The sequence below is a fragment of the Pseudolactococcus insecticola genome, from assembly GCF_011170065.1.
In the GTDB taxonomy this organism is placed as follows: Bacteria; Bacillota; Bacilli; order Lactobacillales; family Streptococcaceae; genus Pseudolactococcus; species Pseudolactococcus insecticola.
The window spans coordinates 65,954-92,069 of sequence record NZ_BLLH01000005.1; the positions used below are offsets into that span (position 1 = coordinate 65,954).

Sequence of the window (26,116 nt, forward strand, 5' to 3'; positions counted from 1 at the left end):
AAATCAAGAAACGTTTTTTTAGTTGGCTGAGCTTAAATCCAGCTGTAATTTATTACCTTGTAAGAGGTCGCTACGTTCTAGCAGGACTTGGGATTGGTCCATAATCAAAATCGGCAATTGATGGGCATTTGCGACTTGTAGCCAAGGTGTGAAGGCGTTTAGCGGATCAAATGTGACTAGGGCGCTCGCATGCGTGAGCACAAATGTTTCAGCACTGACACCATTGACATCAGCAAAAGGCGACATGGTTAGGAAAATCGGCTCTTGTGCGTCAAATCCGAGTGCACGGCCATTTTCCTTGTTGAAGGTGTCAATAAAATCTTTTGCTTCAGGCGTCACGATAGGCGACAAAATAAAGCATTTGAGATCAGGATAGTCCTTTTTGACGTCAATGACGAGTTTGGACAAGGCTTCAACTCGTGGCAGATCAAGGACTTGGTCAATGAGGGTGTAGAAACTGTCATTGTGAGTTGTCTCAAGTTTTACTGAGACGTCAGCAAGATCAGGTTCGTAAACAACATGGCGATCCGCTGAAAAGGCAGCCTTGTAAAAATCAAACTGACTTTTACTTGAGACGATAAAGTCATCAAAGTTTGCTGTGTCATCAAGCAATGCCGCACCATAAGGGGCTTGCGTCAGATCTTGCGGTGCAGTCTGAACAACGGTATTCACGACGAGATGACGCAGGATTTTTTCACTTGGCAGATGATCATCCATGGTGTGGTTGATGGCAGAGTTGAGTTCAATCGTGTGGTTGTAAATTTCATCACCATTTCTGACGAGATCGCTCATAAATTGACGGAACATCTGAAATTCATTATCAAAATGCAGTGTCTTGCCATCCATCGTTCTGATGACGTAAGACGTCGGTAAAAACTGGTCGTCCAGGCGCGTACCATGGTCATCGTGGGCATTCATGATGAAAACCTCAATGCGTGGCACGGCATTTCTATCATAATGCGTCAGGTGATTAAGCTGGCGGCCTGGGCTGTGACTTGGTAAGTTAAAGTAAGCCGTGCTCGCCTTGTAGCCGCGGTAGTCGTAAATATCTGATACGGCCATGGAGTTGGTCCGCAATTTCCACTGGATCTCGTTAATCGTCATATCTTTGTCAAATGGAATTGGCGTGATTTTTGCGACTGCACGACCATGCTCAAGCATGTACTGCAAACCGTCCTTAGCACCATTGATCTGATAGCGTGAGCGGTCGACAAATGGCGAATTTTCAAGGTTCTGATGCTGGTCAGGCACGAGGTCAGTATCGGTATAATATCTGTACATATTGAGCACGTCAGCATCTGTTAAGTCGTAGTGTTTGAGGATGGCAGTCAGGCTGTTATTGAAATTTTTAGTGACCAGCTTGACCTTAGCACCTGCAGTTTTCAGGCGTTTATACTGCAAAATCGCCGTCAGCTCATCTGCATTTTGATTGAAAGTCAGATCAGCTAATGTGATATACGTCGTTGTCTGTGCCATTAGGCGTCTCCTTTTTGAGTATCAGCATCAAATGATAAAATCAGTGATTCCCAGTCGGCAAGCACTGCTTGTGGTGAGAAGTGTGTCTGTGCAAATGTCTGAGCCTGCTCAGAATAGCGTTGCAACTTATCCGAGTCACTAAATAAGTCAACGATAGCTTGCCCCATAGCAGCCCAAGCCTGTTCATTTTGCGCTAGATCTTCTTTTGAAACGAGCAGATTACCATAGTCATAGATTGGCTTTGCGTAAGGCAGCTCGACCACATCTCGCATCTCTGGAAAATCTGTGACGATAGCGCCTGTCGAGAGATAGCGCTCGTGGTAAGTCAGCGGCACGACACCTTGGGAAATGGCCTCAGTCACAGCTAGGTTGAAGCCTTCCATGTGGCTAGTCACAGTAAATAACTGGCTGCGTTGTTCGACTTCTTGGATAATTTTTGGATCATTGAGGTAGCCGTGCAGGACAAATCCTGGGCGTGGCACATCTGACGGTCCAGTCCAGATACCCTTGTCATCGTACTGAGCTTGAACTTCTTTTGGCAGTTTATCAAATAAGTACTCATTGTCAAAGTCAGCATTGATGCCTGTTTTATCCACGACATACTTGATCTGACGCGGCGTAATGGCGTTATCACCCATGTCAAGTGAGCCGTAAGAATCAAGTACAGCGTCAGGCGCGCCATGTGTGCGAGCATAAGCAACAGCAGCAACAGCAGCTTCAATGCGCTTGTCCATGACAACGCGGGAAATGGTGATGACTGAATTAGGGTTGCGCGCGGCCATTGGCACGAGGGGAGCGCTCAGTTGGCTAGGTGTCAAAACCCCAACAGGAATCGTTGCAAAATGCGCTTTTTCAGGTTTAAAACGAGCAATGACATCCCGTGTTTGCTCAGGCGTCGCACTCACAACAGCATCGAAAAACTCGTAGTTTCCGACAAAATGCGTCTTTTGTCCCGCACTCAGCCCATAACGGAAATTATTATTGAGCACGCCGTTATTCGCCTCGGGATCTGCCATATCTGACAGGCCAGTATGCCCATTGTGCAAGAAATAAATGGTTTTGGCTGGTTTTGAAAAACCGTCTGTGATTTTTTCTTGATGGTCATTGAGACGGTCAAGAATCCAGATATTATCGGCATTTTCTGTGTAATAATAACTGTTAACGTCGTCCATCCACTGTGCTGTGAGCTCAGTCATGGTATCAAACATGACGGATGGCCCGTTTTCGTAGTTAAGTTTCCAGCCAGCACTTAGACGGTTGGCGTAGGTCTGTCCGTTAGCGTCTTTGAGCTCACCTATAATCTCATTTGCAGCTGTTCCTGCGCCGTTTGCGCCCATTTCTGTGATATTTTCATAGTCTTCCATGAAAAAGTGCTCGATTGTCACGCGACCAGTCGAGCTAAAAAACTGTTCTGACGCGATTTTATTATCACCTGAATAGATTTGTGTCAGAGACTTGAAACCACGCAAATCATAGGTGTCAACGGTCGTCAGATTGGCAAAATGGTCAAAGTTTTCGACAAAGGCGACAGGTTTACGATTGGCTGTGCCAAAGTGTTTGCCATCATGGTAATGTACACGTGCCACCAAAAAATCACCGACTTTGAGATTATAAACACGATTCGCGCGGTCTTCGTCGACATTTGTAATTTCTTGTCCAAAAAACTGTCCGAACGATAGGTCGTCAACACTGAGGCTACCGAGTTCTCCGTCATACAGGCGGTCCCCGCCATACCAGTCAAATAGATTGTTGATATTTTCATCCTTAAAAGCCATCTGCGCTTGGCGCGTGACAAAATGGAGGATCGGATCAAAATGGTTAAAAGTGAGCTGAAAAGGGATACCCGCCTGCTCAAAGAGCTGATTACGCTGGACCTGTGCAAACTCAATACCTGATTTTGCTTCGCCAGCACCCTCATTACTTGAAAAAATCATGTTGGGCAAGTTGCCGTTTTTATCTAAAATTGTCTTGAAATTTGTCATGAATGTTCGTCCTTGTATCATATTCTAAGTCTAATTATATCAAAAAAATCCATAATTTGTTACCGTCATTGGCCTATTTACTAACCAAAATCAAAAAAATGATGAGTCAAAATGAAGTCTGCGCTTGCGACTGGTGAAGTCGTGACAGATACCAGTCAGGCGACTAAGATAGCCAAGCATAAGAAATGGTATAATAATACTATCAGTTATGAGGATTTGAGTGATGAGCTTAAGAAAAAAGTGAACATCAATCCTGATATGAATAATCGTCATATTGTTGGTACGCAGCAATGGAAAGATAAGGTTATCAATTATCAAAAAGACTTGATAAAACAAGGATATGACGGAAAAGCTTTGCCTAGTAAGCTATTGATTGATAATGAGGAAGCACAAAAATTGTAGAACAAATGCGATTCCCTAAAGGATTCAGTGGCAAAGGTGTTGTGAATCACGAATTGAATGATTATATTGCGATATATATTGACCCAAAAACAGGGGAAAAAATTAAAACTAAATCGGTTAAAGCTGCATTCAGAAAAACTGGCAGTCACTTAACACCTAAAGACCTAAGAGAGGATAGACGATAATGGATATTAAAAAAGCCACGCATTATAGGCGGAAAAACATTAATATTTTAATGAAAGATGGCAAAGAATATACTGGTTTCTTTGAAGATTACGCAGATAGTGAAGATGTTGAAGTTGATACAATTCAACTAGAAAATCAAGAATTATGGGGTGACTGGTTGAAAGAAATTCCAGTACCAGAAATCCAATCAATCGAGGAGATAAAATAAGGCATCAAAAAAGGATATGATGGTAAAGCATTACCAAGTAAACTATTGATTGATAATAAGCAATCGCAAGAAATTGTGGAATAACTGCGATTACCTAAGGGATTCAATGGCTTAAGGCCTGTAACTTATGAAGCTGAAGATTATATTGCGATATTCATAGACCCTGAAACTGGAGAAGAAATTAAAACTAAATTTGTAACTGTGTCGTTTAGAAAGACAGGCAGTCACTTAACACCTAAAAAACTAAGAGAGGATAAACGATAATGGATGTAAAAAAAGTTACGCCTTTTAGGCAAAAAGATATTAAAGTTCTGATGAAAGACGGAACGGTATTTATAGGTTTTTTTGACAGCTATGAAGATATGGAAGATGTTGACGTGCATACGATTCTATTGGAAAATGAAGATTTATGGTTCAATGAATTACAACCAATTCCAGTACCAGACATCTTATCAATCGAGGAGATAAACTAATGGCAAAAAGATGATTATCACGTTATCGTGTACCAGATTTTAAAGTACCTCTATGAGCAGGTCAAATCTGGTAATGCAGCAGACGGCAGAAAATTAACTGCTGAAATGAATTACAATAAAATGTAGAGGTTTATGAAATCTATGAAGGTTAGAAATATCAAAGATTTCACGCTATCATGATGTTTGGTTGAGATAAAATTGGATTTACGGTAAAATGGCCTTATCAAAAAATATCAGAGGAATTTAAATTTTATGTCAACAGAAACAGAAAACTCAAGTGGCATGGGCAGTGTCATTGCGGCACTAGGCGCTAATGTGCTTGTTGCCATCAGCAAATTTATCGGCTTTGCCATAAGTGGATCATCTGCCATGATGAACGAAAGCATTCACTCCGTGGTCGACTGTGGCAATCAGATTTTGCTTTTATTTGGTGACAAGCGTGCGAAGGCCGAGACAAGTGAGTTGCATCCCTTTGGCGAGGCGCGTGCCAAGTATTTTTTCTCGACAATTGTCGCCATGATGCTCTTTTTTGGTGGTGGGGCACTTGGTGTGATTGAGGCCGTTGAAAAGCTCACGCATCCCGCTCACGAGATTTCAAACACATGGCTTGTCATTGCGATTTTGATCTTTGGTCTAGTCGTTGAAAGTACGAGTTTGCGAGTTGCTTTCAAGGAAATTGCCGAGCTAAATGTTGAGCAACAGCCGTTATTTAAGTTTCTGCGCGAAAGCCGTCACAGCGAGGTTTTGATCATCTTTACTGAGGACTCTTGTGCGGTTGTTGGCCTTCTTTTGGCCCTTGCGGGCACGGTGCTATCACACGTGACGGGAAATGCTTTTTGGGACGCATTTTCAGGCCTTTTGATTGGGCTATTACTCATGGCTGCAGCGATTTTTCTAGCCAAGGAGTTCTACAGCCTACTTGTCGGCGAATCAGCCACAAAAGCAGACCTGGCAAAAATTAAGTCAAGTTTTTCAAGACCAGAAGTGGACAAATTGATTGATTTAAAAACAGTTCATCTAGGGCCAACCGATATTTTGGTTGCAGCGAAAATCGACGTCGCAGACGATTTTGACGCAAAAACATTTGATCTGATCAATGACATTGAAAGTCAAATCCGTACCAAATTAGCCGGCTATAAAACTTACATTTATATCGAAACTGATACATTTGACGAAAATTATCAAGCAAAAAGCTGACCTGTTGGGGGCAGCTTTTTTATGTTAAATGTCCTTGTCACAAATCACAATTGCTGAAATGCCAAAATCTCAGGATCAATGACAAGTCCTTTATCGATAATCGTGGCCTCATGTAAAACGGTATTTTCCTTACCCAAGATCAGGTCATCCAGATAGGGTAGTATCGCTTTTGAGATGCTCTTTGAGGCTGTTCGATAGAGGAGACTAGGCGTATGATCGACCACGTAATGTGTGATTTGCTCGACCTGATAAGTCGGATTGGCAAAATCCGTGATGTGAGATGTCTCGATACCGCCCCCCGTGGCATCTGCTGAGATGTCGATAATCAGCGCACCAGGATTCATCCGTGCCAAATCTTCTTTACAAATCAGAAAATCATCACGCGTGATGTCCCAGAGACTCGCATTGACAATGACGTCGTAATCGCCTAGGGTCTTTGTTAAAAGCTCTTCTTGATTGCGCCGGATGACCGTTATGTCAGCGCCCAGGCCTTGCAAAACACGGGTGGCACCAAAAGCGACGCTACCACGGCCGATGAGGGCGACTTTCGTATCATAGGGCATTTGCCCGGTCAGCAGATAGGCGTGGAGAATGGCGGCTTCACCTGCCAGTTCGTTATTGCGCCAAAAAGTATGCTGATTGTCCTCGTACATCTTTTCCCAGGCAATGACGCGTGCATGACTTTTGACAAGCAGGTCTGTAATGTCAAGGCTTTGCGTGGCGTGAATCCAGCCGAAAATCGTCTGCTTAGCCGTTAGCTTGTCTAAAATATCTGAGTCACCAATCTTTGGCTCGCAAAGTATGTCTTGTTTGAGCACTTCAGTGCGGCTTGTCACGTGTGCACCAAGTAAAGTATAGCTTTCGTCTGAAATCCCGAGATGTCGACCGTAGTTTTCTTCTAGATAGATCTGCTCAGGAAAGCGAATCTGAGTCAGTTCGTGCGGCAATATCGCAATCCGATGTTCATGTTCCTTGTGACTTTTTAAAAAACCAATAGTATTCATGTGTCTCCATTCTTGGAACGAATACGTTAGGTGTCTTGTAAAGGTTCTGGTACAAGTATATCACGAAAATGCTTAAAAAAGGCGATTTCTTAGATTACGATTAGAATACAGTTAGCTAAGAAAAAAATCCAGAACTTAGAAAGCACTGAATTTTATGAAGAAATTTGGTTAAGATTACTGAAAAAATGGGTTAAAATGCTTTTCAGCGCCAATAGTTGTCTGCGGACCGTGACCTGGAAAAACTTGATAGTCGTTGTCAAGTGGGAAAAGCTGCGTGATAATCGAGTTTTTCAAAATCTCGACATCACCGGTATTGAGGTCAGTTCGACCAATGGTTCCTGAAAAGAGGGCGTCACCTGTGAAGACCTTGTGTTCAGTTTCAAAAACGAAGGAAACACCACCTTGCGAGTGACCAGGCGTTGCAAGGACAGTGAAAACAAAGCCTGAGAGGTCATAAGTTTTACCCGTCTCAAAGGTGTGTTCGGCAGCATTGACCATGACATCGGGCAGGTCATCTTTGTGATGCGGTAGGCCTGAAAGGTTGAGTACAGGCGTGTAGAGCCAGTCGGCCTCAAGGGCACTCACGTAGACAGGCGCACCAGTCTCAGCACGCACGGCCTCAACGCCCATGATATGATCGTAGTGAGTGTGCGTAAGTAGGATCGCAGCGACTGGTTTTCCAATCTCACGGATGACCGCAAGGATTTTGTCGCTGTCATTTCCTGGGTCAATGATGAGCGTGGCTGTATCATTAGTCAGAAAATAAGTGTTTTCGTAGGCGATAGGATTTGTGATTTTTTGGATATTCATAGGGACGTCACTTTCTAAAAGAGCTTTCTAAAGTCAGTTTTGATAAGAAAACAAGACCTTTCTTATGCCCTTTATTATATCAAAAAACATTGTATGCTATAATAGATTTAACTTATAAAATAGAATCGAACAAGTATGACCAAATATGCCGTTGTGGATTTGGAGGCGACAAGCGCCAGCCACACAAGTAAAATTATTCAGATTGGGATTGCGGTGGTTGAAAATGGTGAGATCACACAGACCTATCAGACGGATGTCAATCCACATGAAACGTTAGAATATCACATCACCATGTTGACAGGTATCACGACAGCGCAAGTTAAGCGGGCGCCTGATATGAGGCAAGTGCTAGATGACGTCGCAGCGATTTTGCGTGATAGCATTTTTGTTGCGCATAATGTCAAGTTTGACTATAATTTATTGGCACGTACTTTTTCACAATACGGTCGCACACTTGACATGCCACGTGTTGATACGGTTGAGCTTGCACGAATCTTCTTTCCAACACTTGAAAAATATGGCCTAGAAACCTTATCACGTGTGCTAAATCTAGAGCATGATAGACCGCATGAAGCGCTGTCTGATGCCTATGCGACAGCAAAATTACTGATCAAACTACAAGAAAAGATAAAAAGTTTACCTAAAAATGTGCTTGCTGAGATTGAAAATCACGCAGATAACTTGATCTATGAGACCAAGCGCGTGATCACAGATAGCCTACCTGACGCACACCGCAAGCATTCTGACATGGTCAAGGTCAACAATATCGCAACACTAAAACCTGTTTTTTCTGAAAATAAAAATCAGGTCAAGAAAAATTTCCGTCAGAACCTAAAAACGTTAAAACTGGCACACAGGCCAAAACAAGAGCAGTTTGCTGATCTCATCAGAACACGATTGTCTGATGAAAGTGCGTCATTTATTGAGGCGCCGACCGGCATCGGCAAGACCTATGCCTATCTGCTGACCTTGCTTGGTCAGGGCAAAAAAGTCATCGTCTCAGTGCCCACAAAAGTTCTGCAAGATCAGATGATGATTGACTTAGCGCCTGTTTTTAAGTCAAGATTTGGCGTAAATTTTGCAAAATTATTGGGCACGGCAAACTATATTTCGTTGGAAAAATTTAGCAAGCTATTATATAAGCGTGACGAGGGCAAAAATTTTGAGATTTTCAAGATGAAAGTTCTAGTCTGGCTGACGGAGACAACAACGGGCGAGCTTGATGAGCTTAGTCTAACCATGACCAGTCAGAGCTACCTCAAAGCCATCGCTCATACTGGAAATGTCGCGCAAGGTCAGCTTCACGCCGAGCAAGAGTTTTATCAGCTGGCACAAAGTGCCGCAAAAAATGCGCAAGTCATCGTAGTCAACCATGCCTATCTGACAGAGCGAATTGCGGATCAGACAGCCTTTTTTGACAATAAAGTGCTGGTTGTCGATGAAGCGCAATACCTGTTTTCGGTCCTAGAAAATGCACAGCAAAAGTCTGTCAAACTACTAGACGAACTTGTCAAGGTCAATCAGCATAAGTCACAATTAACAAAGCGCCTGCTGGAGAGCCTGACGCATCAGCTTTCGCGGCGACAGCTTGATGTTGCAAAAATCCGGTTAGATGCTGAGGAACTTGGTCTGACTGAAATCACGCGCGTGCTTGACAAACCGTCAGACTTTGTTTGGATACAAAACCATGTTCTGACGTCAAGTCCTGAGGATTTTCTGAACTTTTCTGCCATGATTCCTGAGACGACAAAAACATTTTTGATTGGTGCGACACTGTCTATGTCTGAAAAATCTGCCATTTTCCCTGAGCTGTTGGGATTTAGCGACTATACATTTGATACGATAACAGCTAATATCGCAGACAACCAGCAAGTGTTTGTCGCAACGGACGCGCCAGATTTGACACGATTATCACCTGGTGACTATGCACAGTTTATCGGGCAGAAGATTCAGGAATTACGTGTGCTAAAAAAGCCTTTATTAGTCTTATTTACAAGCCTTGATAGCCTGAATTTGACTGCTAATTACTTGTCAGAGTTGCAGATTGATTTTTTGCAGCCTGACGGCAATGGAGATGCTAGTCGCATTAAAAAGAAATTTGATGCGCAGCAACACGGCATATTACTAGGCAGTAAGCAATTTTGGGAGGGTGTTGATTTTGAGCGACAAGATGAGATGCTTGTGCTGATTACACGCCTGCCATTTACGGTGCCTGATGATATTCTCATCAGAAAATACGCCAAGCGCTTTAAAAATCCTTTTTATGACTTTTCGGTGCCGCTTGCCACCTTGCAGCTTAAACAAGCTCTTGGTCGGGTCAATCGCAGAGCCAGTCAAAAATCAACAGTCATCATCCTTGATAAACGCTTGGCGGGTAAAACCTACGCCAAAAAAATGGTCAAAAACCTACGCAAGTCAAGTCGCCTTGATTTCGCAAAATTTGACACCATTTTACAACAAAGTAAGGATTTTCTGATATAATTTAGCATAAGGAAAGGGACAGAACATGCTTAATCATCGTATGACAAGAACGAGCCAGATTTGGATTGGTGCTTTGCTGATTGTATTGGCATTTTTGGTTGGTATTTTTATCTTCATAGGGCAGCTGACGGCCCCTTATGTCGAGGCAAAGCGCGATGCCATCCAGCTTGTCAAGTCAAAAAACATCTTAAAAACAGTCGAAAATTTCAATATCACAACAGCAGATAGCACGACCTATAGCCTGGTTGGTGTGGACGCGGCAAGTCAAAAAGTTGGCGTCCTCATGCCCCAAAAAGGCGGGGAGATCACAACGGTCAAGCTTTCTAGCAATAAAAGTAAGCTGAACGAAAAGACAGCCAAGCTCACGCTTTATCAAGGCAAGCCAGCCTGGCAAAAGTCGGATATGACGCTTTATGACTTTGCGACGGGCGAAAAACTTAGATAGACAAAAACACATCATTTGTTAAAAGTGGTGTGTTTTCCTGTTTCAGTCATCAAAGAAAGTTTTTTTGATCACAACTGGGAAGAATGCGGAAAATTTGGTATAATTAAGACAGTATTTTGTCTAGTAAACGAATGGGAGAAACCAGATGACCTTATCAAATCTTGTCAATAACTTAGAAGAATCCGTGACCTTAGCTGCATCAGCACGTGCTAAAGAACTCAAAGCGCAGGGACGTGATATTCTCATGCTGACAATTGGCGAGCCTGATTTTACGACGCCAGAAAATATTGCAAAGGCTGCAAAGACGGCGATTGATTCTGGTAAGGCGAGCTTTTATACGCAGGCAAATGGTCTGCCAGAGCTAAAAGATGCTGTGGGGAGCTATTTTGAAACTTACTACGGCTACGGCCTGTCACGCAGCGAAGTCGTGATCACGTCAGGCGCCAAGTTTGCCTTATATGCCTTTTTTGCAAGTGTGCTCAATCCGGCAGATGAGGTCATCATTCCAACGCCTTACTGGGTGAGCTATGCCGATCAAGTCAAGATGTTTGGCGGTGTGCCAGTTTTTGCGACAGGTCGCCAAGAAGATGATTTCAAAGTCACAGTAGCAGGACTTGATGCTGTTGTGACGGATAAGACAAAAGTCTTGTTGCTTAATTCACCGTCCAACCCGACAGGCATGATTTACACAAAAAGCGAGCTTGAAGCGCTCGGCAACTGGGCAGTTTCGCATGATATTTTGATCTTAGCAGATGATATTTATGGTCGCTTGGTTTACAATGGCAATGCCTTTACGCCGATTTCTAGCCTGTCTGACGCCATCCGCAAGCAGACCGTCGTGATTAACGGCGTCTCAAAAACCTATGCCATGACGGGATGGCGGATTGGCTTTGCAGTTGGTGACCCAGAGATTATCTCAGCCATGAGTAAGATTGTCAGCCAAACCACGTCAAATCCATCAGCAGTTGCACAGTATGCAGCGATTGAAGCGCTAGTTGGCGATCAGTCGGCGATTGAAAGCATGCGGGAGGCTTTTGAAACACGGCTCAACACGATTTTTCCACTGGTGAATGACATCCCAGGTTTTGAAACAATCAAGCCGCAAGGTGCTTTCTATCTCTTCCCAAAAGTTGCCAAAGCCATGGCGATGAAAGGCTTTACAGACGTGACGGCATTTGCAGATGACATTTTGGAAAAAACGGGCGTTGCGCTGGTGACGGGAGCAGGGTTCGGTGCGCCTGAAAATCTGCGTTTGAGCTATGCAACAGATATGACAACTTTAAAAGACGCGGTTGCGCGCCTGAAAACTTATATGGAGGACTAAACTTTGATCAATGCAGCACTGACCCTCATGCTTTATGTCAACGATGTCAAGGCAGCTGTGGCTTTCTGGACAGCGCTTGGTTTTTCGTCAGAAGTCATCGACGAAAACTCAGCACAGATCAAGTCTGACGACACTAGCCAAGTGACATTTATGCTCTATGACAAAGCTTTTATCCGCCAAGTGTCACCAGAAGTGGTCGATAACGTCCCGTCTATTTTATTTCAAACAAGTGATCTGGACGGCCTTTATGACAAGGTTTTAGCTACCGGTAATGCAGCTGGTGAGATTGTAGATGCACCAGGTATGGGACGCGTTTTCAACTTTTCAGATCCAGACGGTGCTTACTATGCTGTCGTTGAAGTTAATGCGGAAAATAAAGCTAAGTAAAAATTTTAGGAGTATTCAAAAATGAGCAACTATATTTCAATTATTGACGTCAAAGATCATTTGGGTGAAGTAATTACCATCGGTGCCTGGGTTGCCAATAAATCAGGTAAAGGTAAAATTGCCTTTTTACAATTGCGAGATGGTACAGCCTTCTTTCAAGCAGTTGCCTTCAAGCCCAATTTCATCGAAAAATTTGGTGAAGAAAAAGGCCTTGAAAAGTTTGAACTGATCAAGCATTTGGCGCAAGAAACGTCAGTGAAAGTCACAGGAATTGTTAAAGCAGATGACCGTAGCAAGTTTGGCTATGAGCTTGATGTGACGGACATCGAAATTATCGGCGAGTCTATCGACTATCCTATCACACCCAAGGATCACGGGACTGATTTTCTCATGGATAACCGTCATCTCTGGCTGCGCAGTCGCAAGCAGATGGCAATCATGCAGATTCGTAACGCCATTATCTATGCGAGCTATGAATTTTTCGACAAAAACGGCTTTATCAAGTTTGATAGTCCGATTTTGACGGGGAATGCTGCGGAAAACACGACAGACTTGTTTGAGACGGACTATTTTGGTAATCCTGCCTTTTTGAGCCAGTCTGGTCAGCTCTATCTTGAGGCTGGTGCGATGGCGCTTGGTCGTGTCTTTGACTTTGGGCCAGTTTTCCGTGCGGAAAAATCAAAAACACGCCGCCATTTGACAGAGTTTTGGATGATGGATGCTGAGTATCCGTTTGTTACGCATGACGAGTCGCTTGACTTGCAAGAAGCCTATGTCAAATCCTTGATTCTAGGCGTGCTTGACCGCGCAAGCTCAGCGCTTGATGTCTTAGAACGTGATGCGGAATTGCTCAAAAAATACGTTGCAGAACCGTTCAAACGTGTGTCTTATGATGATGCCATTGATCTGTTACAAGCACATCTGGATGACGCAGATACTGACTACGACCCCATCGAGCACGGTGATGACTTTGGTTCACCGCATGAAACTTGGATTTCGAACTATTTTGGCTTGCCAACATTTGTCGTCAACTACCCCGCTAGTTTTAAGGCTTTCTACATGAAACCCGTCCCTGGCAATGAAGAACGTGTTTTATCTGCTGACTTGCTGGCACCTGAGGGCTATGGCGAGATTATCGGCGGATCTGAGCGTGAAACAGACTACGATAAACTGCTTAACAAAATTACTGAAAATGGTCTTGATCCAGCCGACTATGACTGGTATCTGGACTTGCGTCGCTACGGATCAGTGCCGCATGCAGGATTTGGACTTGGTTTGGAACGTATGGTGACATTTGTCGCAGGAACTAAGCATATCCGTGAAGCCATTCCATTCCCACGTATGCTGCACCGGTTGAAACCTTGATGCTATATTTTAGAGATAAACCCTTATTGCACAGGCAGTAGGGTTTTTGTGTCTGAAATAACCGTTATAATAATTTTTTATGGCGAAGGCAACCAAATTGTCTGGAAATTTGGTATAATTGACCTGTATCTATCATCATGAAAAGTGAGAAAATAGGAGATAAATAAAAATGACAATCAAAACAATTGCAACAGATAAAGCACCAGGCGCTATTGGTCCTTACGTACAGGGAAAAATCGTGGGAGATTTTTTGTTTGCATCTGGACAAATTCCTTTGAACCCTGAAACTGGAGAGATTGTCGGGACGACGATTACAGAGCAAACGGCTCAGGTTATGAAAAATGTTGGCGCAATTTTGGCAGCAGCAGATGCAACGTTTGATCAAGTTGTCAAAACAACCTGCTTTTTGAGCGACATGGCAAATTTTGTGCCATTTAACGACGAATATGCCAAGGCTTTTGGTGCAGCATTTCCAGCACGCAGCGCTGTTGAAGTGGCACGTTTGCCTAAGGACGTCTTCGTTGAAGTTGAAGTCATCGCCTATTTAGGAAAGTAATCAGATGAAAGTTGGCATTATTGGGGCAGGAAATATTGCACAAAAGGCCTATTTTCCGACCTATGCAAGTCTACAGGATCAGCACGAGTTTGTGATTTATTCGCGTGATTTGGCTAAGGCTCGTGCTTTGCAAACGCAGTATGGCTTTTCGGGTGCGGTGACTGATTTGCAACGGCTTTATGATGCGGATTTGGTTTTTATTCATGCTGCGACTCAGGCGCATTTTACGCTTGCCAAAGACTTTTTGACACATGGCGTGCCTGTCTTTATGGACAAGCCGATTTCTGAGCATCTATCTGAGACACAAGCATTGCTTGCCCTAGCAAAAGAGAAAAAACTGTTATTTATCAGCGGTTTTAACCGTCGGTTTGCCCCACGGGTGTCTGAGTTGAAAACGTTGTCAGATAAAAGTTTGATCACGGTCACGAAAAACCGTGTCAATGCGGATTTGCCGCTGACTTACGAGCTTTATGATCTATTCATTCATCCTTTGGACACCTTGTTTTTTTTACTGGATGATTTGGCTGATGTAGCTGAGTTGTCAGATAATGTGCAAGTCGTTGCTAAAACGGATGCTGCTGGGCAATTGCAACAGATTGTCGTCGTCATTGAAACGCCGAAAACGATTGGCATTGCAAAGCTTAATGCCAAATCAGGCGCAAATACTGAGACCATAACGGTTGAAACGCCGTCGGCAACACATACTTTACGTGGTCTGACAGATGAGGAGATTGAGACGGCTACGAGCACAGTGCAGGTGTCATTTTCTGACTGGGACACGACACTTTACAAACGCGGCTTTGAGTCAATGGTTAAGCAGACACTCGACGAAGTAGCAGGTTTTGAGGCAAGTCATCGCAAAGCAAGTATGCAAAACTTAAAACAAGAAAATGTCCTGAAATCACACGAGCTCATTGATATTATCTTGAAAAAAATTAACAAATAAGGGATTGACAAACATGAAAGAGGACTATAATGGGACAGACAGACAGACAGACAGACAGACAGACAGACAGACAGACAGACAGACAGACAGACAGAGCTGAATGAGCATTTAGAGCAGACAAGTGCTGAACCGGAAAGCACTGAAAAAGTTGACACAACTGCTGACGATATAAAAGCGCCAGACGATACAAAGCCTGGTCCAGGACCATTTGGTATGCCACCATTCGGTATGAACCCAGCATCAGCCTAAAAAATAAGACACATACGACTAAAATCGTACGTGTCTTATTTTTTAGGCTTTATTTTGTAGCGCAATCAGCTCGGCGTAGTAGCCGCCTTTTGAAATGAGCTCAGCATGAGTGCCTTGCTCGACAATCTGACCTTTGTCTAGAACTAGGATGAGATTGGCATGCTTGATGGTTGAGAGTCTATGCGCAATCGCAATCGTCGTCCTATTTTCCTGGATTTTAAGAAGCGACTCTTGGATGAGACTCTCAGACGCCGTGTCGATATGGCTGGTTGCCTCATCGAGTATCAAAATCTTAGGATCGTGTGCAATCGTACGGGCAAAACTGATCAGCTGTTTTTCACCTGCTGAAAAGCCTGCACCATTTTCATTGACAAGGGTCTGATAGCCGTTAGACAGCTTGTCAATGAACTTATCTGCACCGACAAGCCTTGCAGCAGTTGCAACGGCAGTATCTGATAAACTATCGTCATACATACGGATATTGAAAGCGAGATCGCCGTAAAACAAGAACGGCTCCTGGAGCACCAAGCCCATTTGCTCACGAAGTGACTTTGGATCAATGTCGCGGATGTCAATGTCGTCAATCAAAATCTGACCGCTGTCAAACTCGTAAAACCGCATGAGCGCGTTAATGGTCGAAGACTTACCAGATCCAGTGTGCCCGACAAAAGCTATCGTCTGACCAGGCTCAGCAACAAAAGAAATATTTTTGAGAATCTGATTTTCGCCGTCATAAGAAAAGCTGACATTGCGAAACTCGATTTTGCCGCGGGTGATTTTACCAGTGGCATTTGCGTTCTGACGGGGATCGTATTCGTCTTCTGACAATAGATTTTTGACGCGGTAGGCGGAAACTGTGGCTTCTTGCAAGACACTCATTTGATTTGTGATATTGCGCAAGGGCTCAAAAATAGCTGAGATGTAGTTGATAACGGCGTAGATGGTCCCTGCGGCAATGGCGTTGTTAAGTGATAACTGTCCAAGGAGTGCCATGGCAAGTGCGAGTGCGAGTCCGCCAGTAAGATCACGCGAAATATCAATCAGCGCATCGGCACGAATCATGCGGTAGCGGGCGTGAAAATAGTTGTCATTTTCACGGGAGAAGTCGTCAGAAAAACGTGCTTCCTGATTGAAGTCTTGGATGACAGAAATGCCAGAGATTGACTCTGCTATCTTAGCATTGAGTTCAGAAAGTTTGGCTCGCATGCCCCTAAAAATCGACGATGAAAAACGTTGATAAACAAAGAGGATGACGATAATAATCGGGAAAATCAAAAGCAGCCACGATGACACGTAGACATTGCTGAGAAACAGTCCGACAAATGACCCGACAATCAAAGAAAGTGCGCTAAATAGCGAGAAAATAAAGAAGTAGAAGTCCCAGAAAGTCGAGGTGTCGTTGACGGTGCGCGTGACAAGGGATCCCGCGGGAACTTGGTCGAAAAAGCGCATGCCAAGGCTATGAAGCTTGGTGAAAATCTGCATGCGAATATCGGCCTGTGCGCGTATAGCACCACGACCGAGTAAAAAAGTATAGAGATATGAAAAGATCGACTGCAAAATCCGCCAGCTGCTGTAAATGGCTGCGAAAATCACGAGATTTCGCGTGGTTGTCGTCATCTGATCAGACAACTTAGTATTTAGAAAGTTAGCAAAAATCTTTGTTGTCAGTGTCATCAGAACGCTTTGTGCGATGATGGCGATGAGACTGCCGATAAAATAGGCGAGTTGACCACGGGTCTGACGCATGAGCCAGACGCCAAGTCCGAATTGCGTCTTAACCGATAAACTTTGCGACCAAACGGACTGGGATGTTGTATTTTCAGCCATTGTCGTGCCCTCCTTGTTCGTGATACATCTGCGCATACCAGCCATCTTTGCTGATCAATGTGTCGTGGCTGCCAATCTCGTCAATTTCGCCATCTTTCATGACCATAATCTGACTGCTAGAAGAAGCGACTGACGACATGCGGTGCGCAAGGATAATCGTGGTTTTCTGACGGCGTTCATGGCGTAAGGTCGCAAGAATTGCCTGCTCCGTTTTTGCATCAACAGCAGACAGCGCATCATCTAAAATCAAAAGTTCGGGATTGACAAGGATGGCACGTGCTATCGCAAGGCGTTGCCGTTGACCGCCAGACAAAGAAATTCCCTGCTCACCGACCTGCGTCTCATAGCCGTCAGGCATGGCAAGGATATCCTTGTGCAGGTCAGCTTTTTCGGCGGCTAGTGTAATCTCATCAGATGAGGCATTTGGCCGTGCAAAAGCGATATTTTTAGCAATCGTGTCTGAAAACAGAAAATTTTCCTGAGGCACATAGCCCAAAGCCTTGCGATAGGCGCCTAGTGAATAACTGCGAATAGACTTGCCACCCATGCTAATCTCGCCGTCATAGTGGTCAAACTGCCGCATCAATAGCTTGATGAGTGTGGTCTTACCACTGCCGACAGGGCCCACGATGCCGAGTGATTGACCGGCATTGACAGTGAGCTTGATGGCCTTGAGGCTGACTTTTTCAGGGTCATCAGGATAGGAAAAAAGTTTGACGTTGATAGCAAGATCGCCAGCAGGCACAGTTTCAATACCTGAGGTTTCAAGATGTGACGTTTCATCAAGTACAGCCATGACGCGATCATAGCTCGCATTGCCACGCTCAAGGACGTTAAAGACCTGCCCAATCGCAAACATGGGCCAGACGAGTAGACCAAGATAGCCAGAAAAAGCGATGAGATTTCCTAGACTCATCTGATCGTTTAGCACATAGCGACCACCGATGATGATCAGAGCGATGTAAGAAATGGTCATGATAATCGTCGCAACGGGATCAAAAAGTGCATCGATTTTCATCATGTGGTCATTTGCTGTGATATTTTTTTGGACGGTCTTCTCAAAAGACAAAATGTCGGCATCTGCCTGTCCTAAGGACTTGATTGCTTTGATCCCTTTTAGACTTTCTTGCGTCTTGTTTGAAATCTCGTCGACCGCCTCCTGAATCTTAGTAAAGCGTGCATGGATCATGGGCAGCAGTTTCATGACAATGATGGCAAGGATTGGTAAAGGGATAACTGCCATCATTGTCAGCTGGATACTAGAGTTAAACACCATGGACAAGACTGACAAAATCATGACGACAGATGAGTCAACGGCCATCAGAATCCCGCCGCCTGCTACACGCTGAATAGCTGAAATGTCATTTGACGCAAGCGCCATCAACTCGCCCGTGCGATGTTTCTGATAAAATGGCGCGTCCATCATCAGATAATGGTTGTAGAGCTTCTGACGCATGCTCCGTTCAAGCAGTGCAGCCCCTCTGATGATGGTAACTTGCCAGAGATAACGCCCGATATTTGTCAAAATGGTCAAGCCCAAAAAGACAGCAATCATAATCAGCAACAGCCGTACCGTCAGATCACCAGAAACCAGTAAATCCGTTGATTTTCCAAGGACAAATGGCAGTAAAATCTCCATGATATCCGTCAGAATCAAAAAGAAAATCCCTGTCAGATACATTTTTTTATTGGCACTGAAAAACCAGCGCAGTTTCGCAAAAATCGACATAAAAACACTCCTAAAATAATAGACACGAACTCACAATAACTGCAAATCAACCGCAAATCGGTTGATTTTAATTCTATCACAAAAAGTGATGAAAATGGTATAATAGGAAGTATTATTGACAAGTAGAAAAGAGTTTAATTTGGCACAAGAAAATATTGTGATTCACGGCGCTCGCGCCCACAACCTTAAAAATATCGATGTGACGATTCCCCGTGATAAGCTGGTCGTAGTAACAGGTCTCTCGGGTTCAGGCAAGTCATCGCTCGCCTTTGATACCCTCTATGCTGAAGGGCAACGTCGCTATGTAGAATCGCTGTCAGCCTATGCCCGTCAGTTTTTGGGCAATATGGACAAGCCTGATGTAGATAGCATTGACGGCTTATCACCTGCGATTTCGATTGACCAGAAGACGACATCTAAAAATCCGCGGTCAACAGTTGGCACGGTGACTGAAATTCATGACTATCTGCGTCTGCTTTACGCCCGCATCGGCACGCCTTACTGTATCAACGGTCATGGCAAAATCACTGCCCAGTCTGTCGAGGAGATTGTCGACAGTGTGCTCACCATGCCTGAAAAGCAACGGCTTCAGATTTTAGCACCTATTGTGCGAGCCAAAAAAGGCCAGCATAAAAAGATTTTTGAGAAAATCCAAAAAGACGGCTATGTGCGCGTACGTGTTGACGGCGAGGTTTACGACGTCACTGAGGCGCCTGAGCTGGATAAAAATAAAAAGCATGACATTGACATCGTGATTGACCGGATTGTGCTGAAAGACGGCATTCGTGGTCGCCTGTTCGATTCGGTAGAAGCGGCACTGCGCCAGGGTGATGGCTATGTCAAAATCGACACTATGGACGGTAGTGAGCTCTTGTTTAGCGAATACTATGCCTGTCCTGTCTGTGGTTTTTCTGTGCCCGAGCTTGAGCCGCGTCTGTTTTCTTTCAATGCGCCTCAGGGTGCCTGTCCTGACTGTGACGGCCTTGGCATGCGCCTTGAGGTTGACCTAGACTTGGTTGTGCCGGACGCTACGAAAACCATTCGTGAAGGTGCCGTCGTGCCTTGGTATTCTGGGACGTCAACCTACTATCCTGCCGTTTTAGAGCAGGCAATGGCGGCGTTTGATGTTGATTTGGATACCCCTTTTGAGCAACTCTCAGAGGATGAAAAAACTTTGATTTTTTACGGGTCAGGGGAACGACTTTTTCATTTTTATCATGAGGGGGATTTTGGTCTGCGTGACCTGGACATGGCATTTGTCGGCGTTGTGCCCAATATCTTTAGACGCTACGAAACAGGATCTGATAGCACAAAAACGCAGATGCGTAGCTATATGAATGAACTTGCTTGTCAGACTTGTCACGGCAAGCGTCTCAATGAACAGGCGCTTTCTGTTAAAATTGACGGTGAAAACGGCTATGACATTGCTGACTTGTCAAATCTGCCAATTGGTGAGCATCTGGATTTGATCCATGCGCTTGTTTTGTCAGAAAACGAAGAAATGATTGCAAAACCAATCGTCAAAGAAGTGGGCGACAGGCTATCTTTCCTGAAAAATGTAGGACTTGACTATCTGACTTTGTCGCGGAATTCTGGGACCCTGTCAGGCGGGGAAAGTCAGCGGATTCGCCTTGCGACGCAGATTGGCTCTAACTTGTCTGGCGTGCTGTATATCTTAGACGAGCCGTCGATTGGTCTGCATCAGCGTGACAATGACCGCCTGATTGACTCACTAAAGCGCATGCGTGATCTGGGTAATACCTTGATTGTCGTGGAACATGATGAAGATACCATGATGGCGGCAGACTATCTGATCGACGTGGGGCCTGGCGCAGGTGATTTGGGTGGTGAGATTATCGCTGCTGGCACACCTAAGCAGGTCGCAAAAAATAAAAAGTCGATTACAGGGCAATATTTGTCAGGCAAAAAAGCCATTCCCGTTCCGTCAGAACGCCGTAAAATCGACAAAAAAAATGTCGTCAGTGTCAAAGGAGCGCAAGCAAACAATCTACAAAATCTGGATGTCGACTTTCCTATGGGCGTCATGACAGCTGTGACAGGTGTTTCAGGTTCAGGAAAATCAACGCTGGTCAATAGTATTTTGAAAAAGGCGCTGGCACAAAAGCTTAATAAAAACAGTGAAAAACCAGGAAAATACAAATCAATCTCAGGCTATGAAAAAATTGAGCGCCTGATTGACATTGATCAAAGTCCAATCGGACGTACGCCGCGCTCGAATCCTGCGACATACACATCAGTTTTTGACGATATTCGTGATTTATTTGCCAATACCAATGAAGCTAAGATTCGTGGCTACAAAAAAGGACGTTTTTCGTTTAATGTCAAGGGCGGGCGCTGTGAAGCCTGCTCTGGCGATGGCATTATCAAAATCGAGATGCACTTTTTGCCAGATGTCTACGTGCCATGCGAAGTCTGTCATGGCAGACGCTATAACTCTGAGACACTGGAAGTACATTATAAAGAAAAAAATATTTCTGAGATTCTCGATATGCGGGTGTCTGACGCGGTTGCTTTCTTTAAGCATATTCCTAAAATCGAGCGGAAGTTGCAGACGATTGTTGATGTTGGTCTGGGCTATGTGACGCTTGGTCAGCCTGCGACAACGCTTTCAGGTGGTGAGGCGCAGCGGATGAAACTAGCAAGTGAACTGCAAAAACGCTCAACCGGGAAGTCGTTTTATATCTTGGATGAACCGACGACTGGTCTTCATACTGAGGACATTGCGACCTTGATCGGCGTCTTGAATCGCTTGGTTGTTCAGGGTAATACGATTGTCGTCATTGAGCACAATCTTGACGTGATTAAGACAGCTGACCATATCATTGACCTTGGTCCAGAAGGTGGTATCGGTGGTGGGACAATCTTAGCTGAAGGGACACCAGAAGCAGTTGCTGATGTTGCTGCATCCTATACTGGACATTATCTTAAAGAAAAACTAAAAATTTAAGCAAATCAAAAAAGTTATGTCAAACCTGTTTTACATAGCTTTTTTCTATACCCAAAATCATCAAAATGAATCTTGAATTGCTGAATTATTGCCCAAAAAAATGTTAAAATAAAAGAGTATAACTTAGTCAAAGTAAGCATTACGTATATATAACCACCAGCATATCAAAAGAAAGAGGTAAATATGCGCAAAACAATGGACGGAAATATGGCTGCGGCTCACGTGGCCTATGCGTTTACGGAAGTATCGTCGATCTATCCCATCACCCCGTCAAGCCCAATGGCCGAGTACACCGATGAGTGGCAGGCGGCAGGGCGCAAAAACATCTGGGGCGAGGTCGTCTCAATCAGCGAAATGCAGTCTGAAGCGGGAGCAGCAGGCGCCATTCATGGTGCGCTCAAAGCAGGTGCGCTAGCGACGACTTATACTGCGTCACAAGGACTGCTTTTGATGTTGCCGAATATGTATAAAATCGCAGGTGAACTCTTGCCTAGTGTGATCCATGTGGCAGCGCGTGCAGTTTCAACCAATGCGCTAAATATCTTTGGTGACCAATCTGACGTCATGAGTGCCCGTGCGACGGGCTATGCCATGCTTGCTGAGTCATCAGTGCAAGAAGTCATGGACTTGTCAGCCGTGGCACATCTTGCAACTATTGAGGCATCAGTGCCATTTATGAGCTTTTTTGACGGCTTTAGAACGTCGCATGAGCTACAAAAAATCGAGGTTTTGGACTATGATGATCTGGGTCAGATGATCAATCAAGATAAGCTCCAAGAGTTCCGTGACAGAGCGATGAATCCTGATCATCCAACAGTTTCTGGGACCAATCAGAACCCTGACATCCATTTTCAACAACGTGAAACGACCAATAGCTACTACGAGAAAGTGCCTGCTATCGTTCAAAAATACATGGCGAAAATCAATGATCTACGTGGCACTGACTATGATCTCGTCAACTACTACGGTGCGCCTGATGCGACAGAAGTGATCGTGTCAATCGGCTCAGTCGGTGAAACAATCGAGCAGACTGTCGACTATCTCAATGCGCAAGGCCGCAAAGTTGGTTTTTTAAACATTCACTTGTATCGCCCGTTTCCAACAGAAAATTTCCTTGAAAAACTGCCAAGAACAGCGACAAATATCGCTGTCCTAGACAGGACAAAAGAGCCAGGTGCTGATGGCGAACCACTTTATTTGGATGTTAAATCTGCCCTGTTTGATCAGAGTGCCAACTACCGCGTCATTGGCGGTCGCTATGGGATTGGTTCAAAAGACACGACGCCAAATCAGATCGTCGCGGTCTTTGATGAGCTTGTCAAACCGGCGGCTAAAAAACAGTTTACCATTGGTATCGAAGATGACGTGACAAATCTCTCGCTTGATGCTGGGGCGTCACTTGACTTGACACCTAGCTCGACTTTCCAAGCCAAGTTCTGGGGATTTGGTTCTGATGGGACGGTTGGCGCCAATAAATCAGCCATTAAAATCATCGGTAACCACACAGATAAGTACGTCCAAGGTGCCTTTGCCTACGACTCTAAAAAATCTGGCGGTCTGACGGTTAGCCACTTGCGTTTTGGCGATACACCAATCAAGTCGACTTACATGATTCAGCATGCGGACTTTGTCAGTCTCTCGACGGCAAGCTACGTGCACCAGTATGATGTGCTAAAAGGCCTTAAAAAAGGTGGCACTTTCTTGCTCAATACCGTCTGGACGGATGAACAGCTCAGCCACCATTTGCCAAGCCGTGTCAAGCGCTATATCGCTGAAAATGACATCCAGTTTTATACCATGAATGCCGTTGAAATCGCAGGTCAAGCAGGTCTTGGCAGACGAATCAATACCGCCATGCAAGTAGGCTTTTTCAAGCTTTCTAACATCATGCCATTTGATGAGGTCTTCAGCATTCTCAAACAAGATGCACATGACAGCTACGCACGCAAGTCGATGAAAATCGTGGAGCAAAACTGGCAAGCCATGGATCTCGCAGTTGACGGACTGCACAAGGTTGACGTGCCTGCAGACTGGGCAAGTGCCAAAGAACCAGAACCTGTCAAAGTCGACGACGGAAAGGTCAATAAGTACGTCTTCCAAATCGTCAATAACGTCAACTCACAAGAAGGTGATAACCTATCAGTTGGTGACTTGGTCGCAAATGATATGACAGACGGGCGCATGCCACTTGGCACAACAGCCTACGAAAAACGTGGCGTTGCCCTTGAAGTCCCAATCTGGGACGTTGACAAATGTACCATGTGTAACGAATGTAGTTTTGTCTGCCCGCATGCTGCCATCCGCCCGTTCTTGCTAGACGAAGACGAAGTCAATGAAGCGCCAGAAGGTTATCTGGTCAAAGACTACCGTGGTGCTGATGGGCTCATGTACCGTATCCAAGTATCAGTCGAAGACTGTACTGGCTGTGGGCTCTGTGTCGAAGCTTGTCCTGCAAAAGGCAAGGCGTTGACCATGAAACCTTACGAAGAAGTGCGCGCTGAAGCTGCAAACTGGGCATTTTCTATGACGCTCAAAACAAAAGCTAACCCAGCACGTGAAAATACAGTTATCGGCTCACAGTTCAACGCACCATTGCTTGAGTTTTCAGGCGCTTGTGCCGGCTGTGGCGAAACGCCCTATGTCAAGTTACTCACGCAAATGTTTGGCGATCGCATGATGATTGCAAACGCGACAGGCTGCTCGTCTATCTGGGGCGGCGCTGCACCTGTTAGCCCTTACACGACAAATGACGCAGGCCAAGGCCCTGCTTGGTCAAACTCGCTCTTAGAGGACAATGCTGAATTTGGCTATGGTATGTGGCTAGCGTCGCAAGCGCGCCGCAATAAACTGGCAAAAGACTTGTCAGCTCTGATGGCAGACAATCAAGTCTCATCAGAAGCAGCAGGCTTGATGACAGACTGGATCGACCACAAAGACGAGTCGGATGGCACACGTCAACGCGCTGAAAAGCTCAAGGCTATTTTGCCTGAGCTTGGGGGCGCATTTGACAGCATTCGTGCGCGTCAAGACCAGCTTGTCAAACCAACACAATGGATGATTGGTGGTGACGGTTGGGCTTACGACATCGGATTTGGCGGGATTGACCACGTCATCGCAAGTGGTGCAGATGTCAATATCTTAGTCATGGATAATGAAGTCTATGCCAACACAGGCGGTCAAGTATCCAAAGGTACACCACGTTCAGCCATCGAAAAATTCTCAGCCGCAGGGAAAGCCGCAGCTAAGAAAGATCTCGGCTTTATGGCTATGACCTATGGCAATGTTTACGTGGCACAAATCGCAAGTGGTGCCAATAAAATGCAAACAATCAAAGCATTTGAAGAAGCAGAACGGCACAACGGTCCGTCTATCATCATCGCCTACACACCATGTATCTCACACGGTTTGCGTGGTGGCATGTCAAAAACATTGCAAGAAGCTAAAGAAGCAGTTGAATCTGGCTACTGGCAACTTTACCGCTATAATCCAAACTTGGAAGATGCGGGGAAAAATCCGATGCAGTTGGATTTCAAAAAGCCTGATTTTGATAAAATGACAGACTTCATGACGCAACAAGTCCGTTTTGCAAGCCTGAAACGCGTGAAACCTGAGGCAGCTGACGCCCTGTTTGATAAAACAACAGCCGATGCCCGTCGCAAATTTGTCCGTTATGCTCGTATGTCAGGCGACTTGGACAAATTCCTAGTCAAAGAAGCCAAAGCAAAAGGCGAAGAAGTAGCCGTCACAGCGACAGCCAAAACAGAACGCCCAAAACGCGAAAAAGACCCAGAAGCAGAAGCCCGCAGAGCAGCTAGACGTGCAGAACGCGCCCAACGTAAGCGTTCTGACAACGAATGAACTCAATAACGCGCCCAACGTAAGCGTTCTGACAACGAATGAACTCAACAACGCGGCCAAAGGAAGCGTTCTGACGACGAAAGACTTCAATAACGCTCGAAAAAATCACAAAATTGTCTATCTGACAAGCAATGTCAAAATGGTGATAAACTGTGAGGAGATAATTGAAAAGTCATGATGATTACAAATGTCATGACTTTTTGACGTCCTTTCAGAAAAAAATGATAAATAACCTGAGAA

19 protein-coding genes are annotated in these 26,116 nt (G+C 44.8%); 13 read left to right on the top strand and 6 right to left on the bottom strand.

Going from position 1 to position 26,116, the window contains the following annotated elements; all coding sequences use genetic code 11:
- Positions 1-18 precede the first annotated feature (18 nt).
- Entirely contained in the window at positions 19-1,476 is a 1,458-nt protein-coding gene (locus tag Hs20B_RS05850; protein ID WP_172356535.1) for a hypothetical protein, read from the bottom strand.
- Positions 1,476-3,458, bottom strand: coding sequence for a glycosyltransferase family protein (locus tag Hs20B_RS05855; RefSeq protein WP_172356537.1), 1,983 nt, complete (start codon positions 3,456-3,458; stop codon positions 1,476-1,478). The genes Hs20B_RS05850 and Hs20B_RS05855 overlap by 1 nt, the downstream gene beginning before the upstream one ends.
- A gap of 111 nt (positions 3,459-3,569) precedes the next feature.
- Here Hs20B_RS05855 and Hs20B_RS05860 point away from each other — a divergent pair, with 111 nt between their 5' ends.
- The 4 genes from Hs20B_RS05860 to Hs20B_RS05885 all read left to right on the top strand — a co-directional run bounded on the left by Hs20B_RS05860 (position 3,570) and on the right by Hs20B_RS05885 (position 5,924).
- A complete protein-coding gene (locus Hs20B_RS05860; protein ID WP_172356539.1) occupies positions 3,570-3,860 on the top strand; it encodes a hypothetical protein in 291 nt (96 codons plus the stop codon).
- A 184-nt stretch (positions 3,861-4,044) separates the two neighbouring features.
- Positions 4,045-4,254: a hypothetical protein gene (locus tag Hs20B_RS05870; protein WP_172356543.1), complete on the top strand. Its 210-nt coding sequence runs from the start codon at positions 4,045-4,047 to the stop codon at positions 4,252-4,254.
- 263 nt (positions 4,255-4,517) lie between these two features.
- The gene (locus tag Hs20B_RS05880) at positions 4,518-4,727 is read left to right on the top strand and encodes a hypothetical protein (RefSeq protein ID WP_172356545.1); all 210 of its coding nucleotides are present in this window, start codon (positions 4,518-4,520) and stop codon (positions 4,725-4,727) included.
- A gap of 252 nt (positions 4,728-4,979) precedes the next feature.
- Complete coding sequence (locus Hs20B_RS05885) at positions 4,980-5,924, top strand: cation diffusion facilitator family transporter (RefSeq protein WP_228407507.1); 945 nt, start codon at positions 4,980-4,982, stop codon at positions 5,922-5,924.
- Between the two features lie 44 nt (positions 5,925-5,968).
- Here Hs20B_RS05885 and Hs20B_RS05890 read toward each other — a convergent pair whose 3' ends face one another.
- Complete coding sequence (locus Hs20B_RS05890) at positions 5,969-6,928, bottom strand: N(5)-(carboxyethyl)ornithine synthase (RefSeq protein WP_172356547.1); 960 nt, start codon at positions 6,926-6,928, stop codon at positions 5,969-5,971.
- Between the two features lie 174 nt (positions 6,929-7,102).
- Positions 7,103-7,738 carry an MBL fold metallo-hydrolase gene (locus Hs20B_RS05895; protein ID WP_172356549.1) on the bottom strand — a complete coding sequence of 212 codons (636 nt, stop codon included), beginning with the start codon at positions 7,736-7,738 and terminating at the stop codon, positions 7,103-7,105.
- Between the two features lie 135 nt (positions 7,739-7,873).
- Here Hs20B_RS05895 and Hs20B_RS05900 point away from each other — a divergent pair, with 135 nt between their 5' ends.
- The 7 genes from Hs20B_RS05900 to Hs20B_RS05930 all read left to right on the top strand — a co-directional run bounded on the left by Hs20B_RS05900 (position 7,874) and on the right by Hs20B_RS05930 (position 15,242).
- Positions 7,874-10,219, top strand: coding sequence for a helicase C-terminal domain-containing protein (locus Hs20B_RS05900; RefSeq protein ID WP_172356551.1), 2,346 nt, complete (start codon positions 7,874-7,876; stop codon positions 10,217-10,219).
- Positions 10,220-10,244: 25 nt separating this feature from the next.
- On the top strand, positions 10,245-10,664 hold the full coding sequence (locus tag Hs20B_RS05905; RefSeq protein WP_172356553.1) for a cell wall elongation regulator TseB-like domain-containing protein: 420 nt from the start codon (positions 10,245-10,247) through the stop codon (positions 10,662-10,664).
- A gap of 145 nt (positions 10,665-10,809) precedes the next feature.
- The gene (locus Hs20B_RS05910; RefSeq protein WP_172356555.1) at positions 10,810-11,988 is read left to right on the top strand and encodes a pyridoxal phosphate-dependent aminotransferase; all 1,179 of its coding nucleotides are present in this window, start codon (positions 10,810-10,812) and stop codon (positions 11,986-11,988) included.
- A gap of 3 nt (positions 11,989-11,991) precedes the next feature.
- On the top strand, positions 11,992-12,375 hold the full coding sequence (locus tag Hs20B_RS05915) for a VOC family protein (protein ID WP_172356557.1): 384 nt from the start codon (positions 11,992-11,994) through the stop codon (positions 12,373-12,375).
- Positions 12,376-12,396: 21 nt separating this feature from the next.
- Positions 12,397-13,740 carry an asparagine--tRNA ligase gene (gene asnS, locus Hs20B_RS05920; RefSeq protein WP_172356559.1) on the top strand — a complete coding sequence of 448 codons (1,344 nt, stop codon included), beginning with the start codon at positions 12,397-12,399 and terminating at the stop codon, positions 13,738-13,740.
- A 169-nt stretch (positions 13,741-13,909) separates the two neighbouring features.
- A complete protein-coding gene (locus Hs20B_RS05925) occupies positions 13,910-14,296 on the top strand; it encodes a RidA family protein (RefSeq protein WP_172356561.1) in 387 nt (128 codons plus the stop codon).
- A 4-nt stretch (positions 14,297-14,300) separates the two neighbouring features.
- Positions 14,301-15,242: a Gfo/Idh/MocA family protein gene (locus tag Hs20B_RS05930; protein WP_172356563.1), complete on the top strand. Its 942-nt coding sequence runs from the start codon at positions 14,301-14,303 to the stop codon at positions 15,240-15,242.
- Positions 15,243-15,533: 291 nt separating this feature from the next.
- On the opposite strand, the gene Hs20B_RS05935 is transcribed toward Hs20B_RS05930, so the two are convergent.
- Both Hs20B_RS05935 and Hs20B_RS05940 read right to left on the bottom strand, forming a co-directional pair.
- Complete coding sequence (locus Hs20B_RS05935) at positions 15,534-17,321, bottom strand: ABC transporter ATP-binding protein (protein WP_172356565.1); 1,788 nt, start codon at positions 17,319-17,321, stop codon at positions 15,534-15,536.
- Complete coding sequence (locus tag Hs20B_RS05940) at positions 17,314-19,050, bottom strand: ABC transporter ATP-binding protein (RefSeq protein ID WP_172356567.1); 1,737 nt, start codon at positions 19,048-19,050, stop codon at positions 17,314-17,316. Before Hs20B_RS05940 ends, Hs20B_RS05935 begins: the two co-directional genes overlap by 8 nt.
- Positions 19,051-19,189: 139 nt before the next feature.
- Here Hs20B_RS05940 and uvrA point away from each other — a divergent pair, with 139 nt between their 5' ends.
- Positions 19,190-22,018: an excinuclease ABC subunit UvrA gene (uvrA, locus tag Hs20B_RS05945; RefSeq protein WP_172356599.1), complete on the top strand. Its 2,829-nt coding sequence runs from the start codon at positions 19,190-19,192 to the stop codon at positions 22,016-22,018.
- A gap of 183 nt (positions 22,019-22,201) precedes the next feature.
- Positions 22,202-25,876, top strand: coding sequence for a pyruvate:ferredoxin (flavodoxin) oxidoreductase (nifJ, locus tag Hs20B_RS05950; protein ID WP_172356569.1), 3,675 nt, complete (start codon positions 22,202-22,204; stop codon positions 25,874-25,876).
- Positions 25,877-26,116: the final 240 nt, after the last annotated feature.

Coding starts and splice junctions, on each gene's coding strand:
- Hs20B_RS05850 (WP_172356535.1), bottom strand. CDS start 1,476: ATGGCACAGACAACGACGTATATCACATTAGCTGATCTGACTTTCAAT.
- Hs20B_RS05855 (WP_172356537.1), bottom strand. CDS start 3,458: ATGACAAATTTCAAGACAATTTTAGATAAAAACGGCAACTTGCCCAAC.
- Hs20B_RS05860 (WP_172356539.1), top strand. CDS start 3,570: ATGAAGTCTGCGCTTGCGACTGGTGAAGTCGTGACAGATACCAGTCAG.
- Hs20B_RS05870 (WP_172356543.1), top strand. CDS start 4,045: ATGGATATTAAAAAAGCCACGCATTATAGGCGGAAAAACATTAATATT.
- Hs20B_RS05880 (WP_172356545.1), top strand. CDS start 4,518: ATGGATGTAAAAAAAGTTACGCCTTTTAGGCAAAAAGATATTAAAGTT.
- Hs20B_RS05885 (WP_228407507.1), top strand. CDS start 4,980: ATGTCAACAGAAACAGAAAACTCAAGTGGCATGGGCAGTGTCATTGCG.
- Hs20B_RS05890 (WP_172356547.1), bottom strand. CDS start 6,928: ATGAATACTATTGGTTTTTTAAAAAGTCACAAGGAACATGAACATCGG.
- Hs20B_RS05895 (WP_172356549.1), bottom strand. CDS start 7,738: ATGAATATCCAAAAAATCACAAATCCTATCGCCTACGAAAACACTTAT.
- Hs20B_RS05900 (WP_172356551.1), top strand. CDS start 7,874: ATGACCAAATATGCCGTTGTGGATTTGGAGGCGACAAGCGCCAGCCAC.
- Hs20B_RS05905 (WP_172356553.1), top strand. CDS start 10,245: ATGCTTAATCATCGTATGACAAGAACGAGCCAGATTTGGATTGGTGCT.
- Hs20B_RS05910 (WP_172356555.1), top strand. CDS start 10,810: ATGACCTTATCAAATCTTGTCAATAACTTAGAAGAATCCGTGACCTTA.
- asnS (WP_172356559.1), top strand. CDS start 12,397: ATGAGCAACTATATTTCAATTATTGACGTCAAAGATCATTTGGGTGAA.
- Hs20B_RS05925 (WP_172356561.1), top strand. CDS start 13,910: ATGACAATCAAAACAATTGCAACAGATAAAGCACCAGGCGCTATTGGT.
- Hs20B_RS05930 (WP_172356563.1), top strand. CDS start 14,301: ATGAAAGTTGGCATTATTGGGGCAGGAAATATTGCACAAAAGGCCTAT.
- Hs20B_RS05935 (WP_172356565.1), bottom strand. CDS start 17,321: ATGGCTGAAAATACAACATCCCAGTCCGTTTGGTCGCAAAGTTTATCG.
- Hs20B_RS05940 (WP_172356567.1), bottom strand. CDS start 19,050: ATGTCGATTTTTGCGAAACTGCGCTGGTTTTTCAGTGCCAATAAAAAA.
- nifJ (WP_172356569.1), top strand. CDS start 22,202: ATGCGCAAAACAATGGACGGAAATATGGCTGCGGCTCACGTGGCCTAT.